Source organism: Ruegeria sp. CH8, assembly GCF_056536985.1.
On the sequence record NZ_JBQFQR010000067.1, the window covers coordinates 1 to 1,652 of the forward strand.

Sequence of the window (1,652 nt, forward strand, 5' to 3'; positions counted from 1 at the left end):
GAGCATGCCTTTGGCATTATCGGTTCGGCGATGATGCCGATCTCGGATATTTTCGGGAAAGCCGGCATCACGTTCTGGGATTGCGCGCATGAAGGTTCGGGCGGGATGATGGCCGACGGCTACACCCGCGCCACCGGCAAGATGTCGATGATGATCGCGCAGAACGGCCCCGGCATCACCAACTTTGTTACCGCTGTCAAAACCGCCTACTGGAACCACACCCCGCTGCTGCTGGTCACGCCGCAGGCCGCAAACAAGACCATGGGTCAGGGCGGTTTCCAGGAGATGGAGCAGATGCGCATGTTCGCCGACTGCGTCTGCTATCAGGAAGAAGTGCGCGACCCGTCGCGGATGGCCGAAGTTCTGAGCCGCGTCATCACCAAGGCCAAGCGCGCCTCGGCCCCGGCGCAGATCAACGTGCCGCGGGACTTCTTCACGCAGGTGGTCGATATCGAACTGCCTGCCGTGGTTGAATTCGAACTGCCGTCGGGCGGCGCTTCTGCCGTGACCGAAGCCGCCGCGCTGCTGTCGGACGCCAAGAACCCGGTCATCCTGAACGGCGCCGGTACGGTTCTGTCCGCGGGCGGCATCGAAGCCTCGAAAGCCCTGGCCGAGCGTCTGGACGCCCCGGTTTGCGTTGGCTACCAGCACAACGACGCCTTCCCCGGCTCGCACCCGCTGTTTGCCGGCCCGCTGGGCTATAACGGCTCGAAGGCCGCTATGGAGCTGATCAAGGAAGCCGACGTGGTTCTGTGCCTTGGCACCCGTCTGAACCCGTTTTCGACCCTTCCCGGCTATGGCATGGAATACTGGCCCACTGACGCCAAGATCATTCAGGTCGACATCAACCCGGACCGCATCGGTCTGACCAAGAAGGTCTCGGTCGGCATCGTGGGTGATGCGGCCACCGTTGCAACCAACATCCTGGCGCAGCTGGCAGACACCGCTGGCGACGAAGGCCGTGACGCGCGCAAGGCGAAAATCGCCGAAACCAAATCACGCTGGGCGCAGGAACTGACCTCGATGGACCACGAGCAGGACGATCCGGGCACCACCTGGAACGAACGTGCCCGTGCGGCCAAGCCGGACTGGATGAGCCCCCGTATGGCGTGGCGTGCGATCCAATCCGCGCTGCCGAAAGAGGCGATCATCTCGTCCGACATCGGCAACAACTGCGCCATCGGCAACGCCTATCCGTCGTTTGAAGAAGGCCGCAAATACCTGGCCCCCGGCCTGTTCGGCCCCTGTGGCTATGGCCTGCCGTCGGTGATCGGTGCCAAGATCGGTTGCCCGGACACACCGGTGGTTGGCTTCTCGGGTGACGGTGCCTTTGGCATCGCTGTTACCGAGCTGACCGCTATCGGCCGCGAGGAATGGCCCGCCGTGACCCAGATCGTCTTCCGCAACTACCAGTGGGGTGCGGAAAAGCGGAACTCGACCCTGTGGTTCGACGACAACTTCGTCGGCACCGAGCTGGACACCAAAGTGTCCTATGCCGGGATCGCGCAGGCATGTGGTCTGAAAGGCGTCGTTGCCCGCACTCAGGACGAGCTGACCGCCGCCCTGAACCAGGCCATCGAGGACCAGAAGAACGGCATCACCACCCTGATCGAAGCCATGATCAACCAGGAACTGGGTGAGCCCTTCCGCCG

At 63.2% G+C, this 1,652-nt stretch carries 1 protein-coding gene; it reads left to right on the top strand.

All coding sequences use genetic code 11. The features are described 5' to 3' along the window. A partial coding sequence (gene xsc, locus ACR0ER_RS25515) for a sulfoacetaldehyde acetyltransferase (RefSeq protein ID WP_480771263.1) occupies positions 1–1,652 on the top strand: 1,652 nt, incomplete at both ends.